A 10,246-nucleotide genomic window follows, 5' to 3' on the forward strand; every position below is an offset into this window, starting at 1 on the left:
TCGTAATCAGGGCTTTTACTTCCTGAAGTATTCGCCTCCTAGCTAAAAAAACCACTTCATTTGAAGTGGTTTTTTTAGCTTTAAGAAAAATTATTTCTTAAACGGAAATGCATATTTCACAATACGTTTGATCACACTACCGTACTGTTTTACCAAGCTGGCATTGTTATAGTTCAAACCATATTTTTCACAAACAGCCTGAACTTTCGGTGCCATTTGACGATAGCGACGTGCAGGTACATCAGGATACAAATGATGTTCAATCTGATGACTTAAATGACCCGTCAAGATATGAAACGCTTCAGAACCGGTCAGGTTGGATGAACCACGGATCTGACGCATATACCAGTGACCACGACTTTCATTTTGCAGTACCGATTTCGGGAATACTTCGACATCTTTGGTAAAGTGACCGCAGAAAATAATACTAAAGGTCCAGATATTACGCAGACCGTTGGCCACCATATTACCGGTCAAAACCGGTAAAGCCGCAGGACCTGCTATCAATGGAAAGAATACATAATCCTTAAACAACTGTTTACCAATTTTGCTCTGCATTGGACGCCATTCTTCTTTGGTCTGCTCTTTGCTTTTGCGACCTTTGAAGTATTTACCCAATTCAAGATTCTGAATCGCAACGCCCCACTGGAACAATAAACAGAATGGCACTGCATAAATCGGTTGCAATAAATAACCCGGTTTCCAGCGCTGTTCCGGGAACAAGCGTAATAGACCATAACCGATATCATCATCCATACCCTTAATATTGGTATAAGTATGATGCTTAAAGTTATGGGTTTGACGCCAGTTGTCTGAAGTCCCTACAATATCCCATTCATAGGTCTGACCATTGAGTTTAGGATCATTCATCCAGTCATACTGACCATGCATGACATTATGACCCAGTTCCATATTTTCCATAATTTTGGCAAAGCCTAATAAGCCTGTACCCAATAACCATGCTGGCGGGAACCAGCCTGCAAACAGCAAAGCACGACCGGCAATCGACGAATAACGAATAGTTGAATAGACACGGCGGATATATTTGGCGTCTTTTTCACCCAGATCATCTAGCACTTCTTGTTTAATTGCATCAAGTTCACGTGCAAGTTCATCAAGTTCAAACTGGGTTAATTCACGGTTTTTAGGATTTTTAAAATACTGTAATTTTACTGGCATATTCATAGGATAAAACTCGCTTATAAGTCGATGACAAGGTCAGTCTGCGCTGAGTTAATACAAATTTTGAGCAGGTTACCGGGTTCGGTATTTTGTGCACCGTTGACCAAATTCTTGGTCGAACCTTCTACTTTATTGCAGGCACATTTATTACAAATGCCCATACGGCAACCATGGGTCGGTTTAATATTTTGCTGTTCCAGGCTCACTAGAATGGATTGGCCTTTTGGAATGCTGACAATTTTTTTCGACTGGGTCAGGGTGACATTAATAAAGCCGGTATCCGATAGATCTGCTAAACTCATGCTAAAGGCTTCACCTTTAAACTGTTTTGCCTGAGCAAAAAGCTGTTCTGCTTTGGATACAAAACCTGAAGGACCACAGCAATATACGATGCTATTTTCCAGATTTTTCAGATCGGTCAGATAGGTTTCATCCAGACGCGCAGCAGCTGGCTGTTCTTGAGTGGCATACACATGAAATGAGAAATTTGCATGTTTCTGAGCAAGCTCTTCAAACCGTGCTTTAAATGCGGCATCCTGATCTTTCTTCACCCAGTACCAGAGAGTGACTGGTGCAGATAGTTCACCTTTTTTGCTCAAGCTTTCCAGCATACTGAGCATTGGGGTAATACCACTCCCTGCTGCAAGCAAAATCAATGGACTCGTCTGCGCAGGCAAGGTCATATCACCATAAGGGTGACCAAATTCGATGACATCACCCACTTGTGCCTGTTCTGCCAACCAGGTACTGACTTTACCGGCATTGACTTTTTTCACGGTCAATAAAACATGTTGCGCATCTACACGGGTCAAACTATAGCTACGTTCATAACGGATGCCGTTTACCACCACATAGACCGGATGATGCTGCCCTGCTTCACCAAACTTAAATAAGCGATTCACTTGAATTTTCAGACTCAGCATATCCTGTGCTGCATTTTCTATATGCACGATCTTGCCTAATGGCTGATTCAACGACCATACAGGATTGAGTTTCTGAATCCAGAAATTAATCGCATGCTGATCGATTACACTGTCAGACAGTGCATTCAACGGCGTTTTAAGTTTTTGCAGTACATGCATCGTTTGTGACATCACCTTGGGTTTTTAATTATTATACACATGTATATATATTTGTATATACAACTGTATTGTTTCTAATCATTTCACAAGCTTGACTGGCTCGGTTATAATAAAATGATTCATGCATGAACCTATCGATGAACGAGCCTTCAATGAAAATAAGCAGTGACGCATCTTTATTACAATCGAAAAGCATTGATGAGCCGATTATCGTACGGAGTGTCGGTCGCAAGGCCACCATTACCAAGGAAGAACTGTTTCAGGCTGCGTTGAATCTGATTGGGCCACAAAAAAGTATTTCCTCTTTAAGTCTACGTGAAGTCGCGCGTGAAGCTGGTATTGCACCGAACAGCTTCTATCGTCATTTTAAAGATATTGATGAACTGGCCATTGAGCTGATTGATCGTGCCGGAATTGTATTGCGTCAGATTTTGCATGAAGCACGTCTGCAAGCTTCTCGCCAGAACAGCATCATCCGCAGTTCTGTGGAAGTTTTTATTGCCCAGCTGGATGCCGATGAAGGCAATCTGAGCCTGTTATTACGTGAAGGCTATACTGGCTCCAAGTCTTATAAACAGGCGGTAGAACGCCAGTTAAATTATTTTCAGCAAGAACTTCAGGATGATTTGATTCGTCTAGAACGCCTAAACAACAAGAAGTTATTTCATCCGGATATTGCCGCCAAAGCCATTACCCAACTGGTCTTCAACATGGGCGCCAATGTGATTGATATGCCTGCCGAAGACCGTAAAGAAATTGCCGAACAGACCATGATCATGATTCGGATGATTCTGGAAGGTGCGCGTCATCTGGAAGATTCCCAGCTGCGCTAATTTTCCGATTTGCATGAAGTAATATAAAAAGAGACGTAATCAACGTCTCTTTTTTATGATGATTACAAAAGTACAAGTTGAGCTTTAACCGCCTTTGCACTGGCCTCCGGATACTCAAGCGGGAACATATGCCCGCCCTCAACCACAGAATAATTAATCTGATAAATCTTGTGCATCCCTTGTGGCAAACCCTGCTGATAAAACTGGCTTTGCTCTGCAGTCATCAGATGCATCGGCACTTCAGGCGGTCGGCGTGGTGTTCTCCACCACCAGGCTGGCACAGTCCGGAAGATTTCCGCTTCTATCTGTTTTGGAATAGTTAACGTCACCCCACCACGTTCAGGTTCTGGCTGAATGCCGCTCTCGATATAATCAGCAAAACACTGCTCATCGAAATTTTTAAATAAGCGGTTAAACCGGAGTGCTTCAATTGCGACCTGTTTCGATGGCCAATAATCTTTGCGTTTTAGCGTAATTCCTGCGGGTGTATAACGATCGACACTTTTTAGATTCAGCTTTTTGATCAGTTCAAACATGGCGCTGTTTTTTCCAATCACAAATGGTGGATCCATAATGATCAGCTTGGAAAACAGTTCGGGACGTCGATACGCCGCCATAAGGGTCACCAGACCACCAAAGGAATGTCCTAAGCCAATCACTTGCTGCTGAGGAAACTGCTGCTCGATATCTGCAATGACTTCATCGACCAGATAACGCCAGTCTCGCGTAATTGGATATTGTGGGTTCATGCCGATAAAGGGAATCGCTTTGACCTCATAGTCTTGCTGAAAACAGTCCAGAAACTTCCGATAAGTTGCCGAAGGGATACCATTGGCATGGGTAAAATGTAAGGCTTGCTTCATTATTTTTTAAACGCAGTGCGTATTCATCCTGAAATCGTAAGATGAGCTTACCGCTTTAAAGATTTATTCGGCAGCGCAAAAATGCTCAAAGCATGACCTCAAAGTCATTTCTCTGTATTCCTTCAGAATTTAAAGTCTATTTCTGCGATACAGTCAAATGTTGCATCGGTAGAAAAGTCGCGCCGCAACTGGCCTTATCCCCCGCGATGACCACTGCCCGTCCTTTGACAGTAATAGACAAATTGCTGGAAATTGCGGTGACCATAGTCTGACATTTGGGACAATAATGCTTCATACCATTTAAATGCACGGCAATACCATTGATCAAAAAAGAGAGTTCGCATTCAGTCACCATGCCGCCATGACTGGTCTTTGTGCCAAGGGTAATCAGTGCTTTTGACATACTTTGTCATTCTTATTATTCAGTAGCCTAATTTTAAACAGGAGGAAAATAACAGACCAGCATTCTCCGACCAAAAAAATAATAAACCCGGATTTTGCCCATAAAAAAAGCAGCCCGAAAGCTGCATTTTTTAATGATTTAAAGCTTAAGGCTTGACCACGACCATCACCTGAATTGCTTCCGGTGTTACCGATAGACCATCCAGCAGGCTTAAACCTTCTTTCTGCAACTTTTGTAAACGTGCAATTTCATCTTCACGGATACTTGGATTGAACTGTTTCAGATAGGTCAGGCGATCAATTTCATATTGCCATTTATTGCCATACACTTCTTTGGCTTGCTGCTTGAAGCCAGGCAATGCACTGCGTGCCAGTTCAAGCGCTTGCTGATAACGTGCTTCAATCACATCACGACGTGCTTTCACCACCTGACGGCAACTATTGCCATCTAAATGATGCAAGTACGGTTTCAGGATTTCTGGTGCAATCTTTTGTGATAGATCCTGACCTTTTTCACTGAGCAAGACACGAATCAACTGTTGCGGCAAGCTAGACGGCAAGTTCAATGCTTTCGGAGCCACCACATCGACCTTGAACCATACTTCAAGTAATACCGAACCCTGTGGCAGTGCTGCAGATTTTAGTACCGCAACGTTAGTGCTACCAAAGCCTTGCGTATTGATCATTTCCATCACACTTTCAGTGAATGGATGTTCCAGTGTCAGGTATTGCGCATCTTCGCGGATTTGTGCCTGATCACGATAGAAAGTCGCTGTAATCCCTTCTTCATCCAACGTCAAACCTTGAACCTGCATTTGATCGGTTGGCTTGATGATCACTGTACCGTTACTTTGCTCGTCAAAGTCGATATTCGTAGACGCCATAAAGCGCTTCATGAAAATCGGCAAAGTGGTATTGTCATCATAGTCTTCAAGCGCGTTGACAATTTCCTGTGCCACCACCGGACGGCAAGAGTTGTACTCAAGCAAACGGTCTCGACCTTCCTGCAATTCAGCTTCCAGCGCTTCACGTTGCACGCTAACTTCTTCCAGCAGGTCTTCAAACTCTTGACCTTTGTCTGCCAATAGACAGTCTTTCAAGCGAACAATAAAATTTTCTTGCAAGGTTTGTGCAGCTGGAGAAATATTGCTGAAGATATTCAGCGCTTCGTTATACCAGCGGAACATACGTTCTTGTGCAGTTCCCACCAGATAAGGCACATGAATCTGAATGCGGTTTTCCTGACCGATACGATCCAGACGACCAATACGCTGTTCCAACACGTCCGGGTTCGCAGGTAGGTCAAACAGAATCAGATCAGAGGCAAACTGGAAGTTACGTCCTTCTGAACCGATTTCCGAACAAAGAAGAATCTGCGCGCCATACGAATCTTCAGCAAAATAAGCTGCGGCCTGGTCACGTTCTAACAAGCTCATGCCTTCATGGAACATCGCCGTACGAATACCGGCATGTAAACGCAGTACATTTTCCAACGCCTCAACCACTGGCCCGCTACGCGCAATCAGTAAGACTTTCTTGTGTTTTAAATCGGTACGCAAACGCTCCATCAGCCACATCACGCGTGGATCGGCTTCCATCCACGAGCCATCTAGCTGAGCTTCTTCAGGCCACATTTGCTCACGTAATTTACCATCTTTAGACCAGTGTTCTGGTGCTGGCAATGGCGCTGGCTGACAGTCACGACCCGGGAAACCTTGAATCGCTTCACGCGTATTACGGAACAGGATACGGCCTGTACCATGACGGTCTAAAAGTTCATGAATGGCACGGAAACGCTGTTCAGGATGATCTTCAATCGGATGACCTAACAAGGCCTCAATCGCAGTAAGATGCTCAGCTTCTAGCGGCATGTCTGACATCAACACTTCTGCAATTTTAGCCGTATGCTGATATTGCGCTTCTTCATCGAGGAAACGATCCAGCGAGTTAAAACGCTGCGGATCAAGCAAACGTAGGCGTGCAAAGTGACTTTCTACACCGAGCTGTTCAGGTGTCGCTGTCAATAACAACACGCCCGGCGTATGTTCAGCAAGCTCTTCGACCAGATCATAACGGTCATTACCGCCATCTTCTTCGCTCCACATCAAATGATGTGCTTCATCGACCACCAGCAGGTCGAAACCGGCTTCAAGTGCCTGTTCACGCAGATCTTCATGGTCGACCATCAAATCGACAGAGGCAATAATTTTTTGTTCGGTCAAGAACGGGTTTTGTTCAGGATCATGTTCTTTGATCGATGCAGTACGGGTCAAGTCAAACAGCGAGAACTCAAGATTGAAACGACGGCGCATTTCGATCATCCACTGATATTGCAGCGAATCTGGAACCAAAATCAGGATACGTTCAGAACGGCCGGTTTTCAGCTGTTGATGGATGATCAGACCCGCTTCAATGGTTTTACCCAGACCCACTTCATCGGCCAGTAATACACGCGGTGCAAAACGCTGACCGACTTCATGGGCAATATACAATTGATGCGAAATCAGGCCGACACGTGAACCTACCAGACCACGCAGTGGACTGCTTTGCATATTGGCCTGCATTAGCAGCGCTTCAATACGCAGGTCATACCATTCTTTATAATCGACCTGACTGGCCAATAAACGGTCTAGAGGCTTAGACAGCTGGATGGTGGCACCAATACGGGTTTCATTCAGCGATTTACGTTCTTCAGTTCCATCTTCCAGAGTACGAACAACATGATAACGCACCACGCCATTCCGGTCTTCAACGGATTCTACAATCCACTTGGTCCCTTCCTGATCCTGTAATTCATCTTTCACATTAAATACGATACGAGATAAGGGTGCATTGCTGCGTGCATAGACGCGGGTTTCATCGCTTTTCGGGAATAAAATGCTGACCGACCGCTCATCAACATCAATAAGAACGCCTAAACCGAGTTCTGTTTCAGTATCTGATAACCAACGTTGACCAATAGCAAATTGCTGCAATTTTTCCACCTTTATCTTAAGTACAAGATTATGAATATTAGGCTCAATCACGAAACGTGATTGGAGCAAAATTTCACACCTTCAAGCAATGTATTTTGACATAAAGCCCACTAAAAAGTGAGCATAATTCACGCCGATTAAAGAAGTATTTCCTAGAATGGCGCCGGACAATAAAATTCGACCAGCTGCTCTGTTTGAGGATGATAGAAACTCAAACGTTCCGCATGTAAACATAGACGCGAGCTGAGCTGTTGCTGTTCGGCTGATGCATATAAGGTATCACCGATAATCGGATGCCCGAGATATTGCATATGCACCCGTAGCTGATGAGAACGGCCGGTAATTGGGATCAGTTTCACCCGGGTCACAGGCTGTCCCTGAATATTAAAATGCTCAATCGCCTGCCAATGCGTGATGGCTGGCTTATTATGTGCGGGATCTGCGATATGTAAGGGCGGACGGCTTGGATCATATACCACCGGCACTTCAATAGTGCCTTCACCTTCTAGTTTACCGGCAACCACAGCCTTATAGGTTTTATCGGTCTGGCGTTCCTGAAACTGGCGGGAAATGGTTTTTTGTCCCCATTTAGTCAGACCAAAGGCCAAAATGCCGGATGTATCGCGATCCAGTCGATGAATCAGTAAAGTTTTGGGTTCTAGTTTGACCAGACGGTTGATCAGGCAATCTTGTAAGTCTTCTGTTTTACCGGGAACTGTGAGTAAACCTGCAGGTTTGTGGATGACCATGAAATCGTCATCACGATGTATCAGATGTTCGGTTAGAAAATTACTCAAAGTTCAATCCCAGGCTGATCGCGAAAAACAAGGCGGCAATGATAGAAAGCTTAGCCAATAATTACAATGCGCATTTATGTAAATGACGATGAAATTTCCGATTTAGCGCATAAAAATGCTTAATCGCAGCACATCAACCTGAGGATTTTAAAATGAAGCTTGCCAATTCATGCAAAGACGGATGCTTTAGCACATCTTCATAACGGATATTGGCACCATGCGCACGCCATATACCAACGAGACTGACCATCGCTACTGAATCCAGACCATAATTTTTTAAGTCGACATAGGGATCAATTTCCAAAGCATCCATATCCAGCTGTTCTGCGACAGCCAACATAATGCCTTTGGTCGACAATACATATTCTGACGGCGCGCTTAAATCCCATAATCGAGTCAGGCTATAGGTATTTAAGTGATGTATCCCCTGTGCCGAAATATTTTCAATCCACTGAATATGCTGATCTTGATTTGACAATAAAATCGCATCATCAACTACACAGATTTGCTCGGTGACACTTTGCAGATGCGGTAAAATCTGTTTCAGCATCGGTGTAACCTGCCCGGCAAAAATCAGTTGCGGATGCATTGAGGCATATTCTCCCAATTGCTGCATGCCTTGCATCAGGTCATCACCATATAAGTCAACAATCGGAATATCGAGTGCTTTGGCTTTATTGCTGATCTGGATCAGATGACTCATTAGGTCGCTTTCTTGTATGCTTACCATCATCCTTAAATTTTGTAATCCCACTAAAACCAAAACAGATTCATTTGATGCAAGCTGCCATTTGGCTTGGGATGGAGCAAGTTGGATTTTTTTAGGGATGGGGTACAGCATGGGAGGCTCTTATAAATACAAAATAGCATGATGATTCATGCTATTTTAGTTTAGCATCGATTTGGAAAACACTTTGATTTCACAGAGGTTTATTGTTCTAATTTCGTATCATCGCCATTATGTTAAATGGCTTTAATTTTGCTTAGCCCTATATTCATTAAATGCTAGAAGCATTCCCTCTTTTTGTTCTGCGGAGGCATCTGGAAATGAATAAAATCTTTCATAATCTTTTCTAAATTGGCTGCTTTCAATTCTTTTAGCTAAGTCATCAATAAAACCTTTTCCTTGAGTCTGATATTGCTGAATCGTTTGTTTATCTAGGCAGATAGTTTTCGCCCAAGAAACTGCACTCATATTTATACAAACATTGAGGTATATATTTTCGCTATCCTCATATAGTTCCCAAAAATAAGGCTCTATTTCTATAAGTTGCATTTCACTAGTATTTCCAAACTTTTAATTATTTCTAAAATTAACATAATACACGTTATACGAAATTCTTTTGATTTCCTTTTTAAATTATAACTTTAATTGTATATAGACAAGCCCACTCATTAGCGATTGGGCTTTTTAGTTGATATTTCACGTTCCACGCTTCATTTTGGTACAACTTTGAATGATTTTATTAAATTAAGCTGATCAATTTCTATTTTGGATTAGCTTTGCTTAGCCAAAAATTTCTCAATGGCTACCTGTGCAATCTCCGCATCTTCAAACGACTTCACACCCGACACACCCATCGCACCGACGAGCTGGCCTTGATACAGAATCGGTTCACCACCTTCCAACATTCCTGAGAAAGTTTCCATGGTCAGAAAACCCATCTGTCCGCCTTTGATAATATCCTCAAACAGTTTGGAGGGATGGCGACTCATAGCTGAACATTTAGCCTTTTCGACGGCCAGATTTGCAGTCATCGGTGCTGCACCATCCATACGCTTCATCGCAAGCAAATTACCCGTTTCATCTACGACTGCAATACTGACATTAAAACTGTTCTGAATGGCATATTGATGGGCTTGATCTAATAAAAATTCCGCATCGCTTAAAGTCAAATAATGTTTGGTTTGCATGAAAATGATCTCTAATTTTAAATGTAATTCCCCCTAAGCCTGAGCCATATATAGCGCAAGAATACTGGAGGAAGTCTTTAAATTTTCATTTCTATTCAATAGATGAAAGCCCTCTCCTTTAAGGCATAGGTATCTACACAATTCCTGAACTTTGCGTTAAATTGAAGAGCATGCTCTTCAATTTAACATCTCTGGCCT

General features: G+C 43.1%; 10 protein-coding genes. 1 reads left to right on the forward strand and 9 read right to left on the reverse strand.

What is annotated here, in order from left to right:
• Window positions 1-90 precede the first annotated feature (90 nt).
• Both PV763_RS14255 and PV763_RS14260 read right to left on the reverse strand, forming a co-directional pair.
• A complete protein-coding gene (locus tag PV763_RS14255; RefSeq protein WP_004646650.1) occupies window positions 91-1,185 on the reverse strand; it encodes a fatty acid desaturase family protein in 1,095 nt (364 codons plus the stop codon).
• Between the two features lie 14 nt (window positions 1,186-1,199).
• Window positions 1,200-2,264 (reverse strand): flavin reductase family protein, encoded by a 1,065-nt coding sequence (locus PV763_RS14260; RefSeq protein ID WP_420938089.1) that lies wholly within the window; start codon window positions 2,262-2,264, stop codon window positions 1,200-1,202.
• Between the two features lie 152 nt (window positions 2,265-2,416).
• On the opposite strand from PV763_RS14260, the gene fabR reads away from it, so the two are divergent.
• Window positions 2,417-3,097 (forward strand): HTH-type transcriptional repressor FabR, encoded by a 681-nt coding sequence (gene fabR / locus PV763_RS14265; protein ID WP_004729898.1) that lies wholly within the window; start codon window positions 2,417-2,419, stop codon window positions 3,095-3,097.
• A gap of 62 nt (window positions 3,098-3,159) precedes the next feature.
• On the opposite strand, the gene PV763_RS14270 is transcribed toward fabR, so the two are convergent.
• The 7 genes from PV763_RS14270 to PV763_RS14300 all read right to left on the reverse strand — a co-directional run bounded on the left by PV763_RS14270 (window position 3,160) and on the right by PV763_RS14300 (window position 10,048).
• The gene (locus tag PV763_RS14270; protein ID WP_005107259.1) at window positions 3,160-3,960 is read right to left on the reverse strand and encodes an alpha/beta fold hydrolase; all 801 of its coding nucleotides are present in this window, start codon (window positions 3,958-3,960) and stop codon (window positions 3,160-3,162) included.
• Window positions 3,961-4,096: 136 nt separating this feature from the next.
• Window positions 4,097-4,363 (reverse strand): PAAR domain-containing protein, encoded by a 267-nt coding sequence (locus PV763_RS14275; protein ID WP_004646645.1) that lies wholly within the window; start codon window positions 4,361-4,363, stop codon window positions 4,097-4,099.
• A 145-nt stretch (window positions 4,364-4,508) separates the two neighbouring features.
• The gene (gene rapA, locus PV763_RS14280) at window positions 4,509-7,346 is read right to left on the reverse strand and encodes an RNA polymerase-associated protein RapA (RefSeq protein WP_420938091.1); all 2,838 of its coding nucleotides are present in this window, start codon (window positions 7,344-7,346) and stop codon (window positions 4,509-4,511) included.
• 143 nt (window positions 7,347-7,489) lie between these two features.
• On the reverse strand, window positions 7,490-8,134 hold the full coding sequence (locus tag PV763_RS14285) for an RluA family pseudouridine synthase (RefSeq protein WP_420938090.1): 645 nt from the start codon (window positions 8,132-8,134) through the stop codon (window positions 7,490-7,492).
• A 133-nt stretch (window positions 8,135-8,267) separates the two neighbouring features.
• Window positions 8,268-8,975, reverse strand: coding sequence for a phosphopantetheine-binding protein (locus PV763_RS14290; RefSeq protein ID WP_247144213.1), 708 nt, complete (start codon window positions 8,973-8,975; stop codon window positions 8,268-8,270).
• Window positions 8,976-9,107: 132 nt separating this feature from the next.
• Window positions 9,108-9,410 carry a hypothetical protein gene (locus tag PV763_RS14295; protein WP_004280001.1) on the reverse strand — a complete coding sequence of 101 codons (303 nt, stop codon included), beginning with the start codon at window positions 9,408-9,410 and terminating at the stop codon, window positions 9,108-9,110.
• Window positions 9,411-9,631: 221 nt separating this feature from the next.
• Entirely contained in the window at window positions 9,632-10,048 is a 417-nt protein-coding gene (locus PV763_RS14300; RefSeq protein WP_004280003.1) for a GlcG/HbpS family heme-binding protein, read from the reverse strand.
• Between the last annotated feature and the right edge of the window lie 198 nt (window positions 10,049-10,246).

It is taken from the genome of Acinetobacter sp. AS5 (assembly GCF_048957595.1).
In the GTDB taxonomy this organism is placed as follows: Bacteria; Pseudomonadota; Gammaproteobacteria; order Pseudomonadales; family Moraxellaceae; genus Acinetobacter.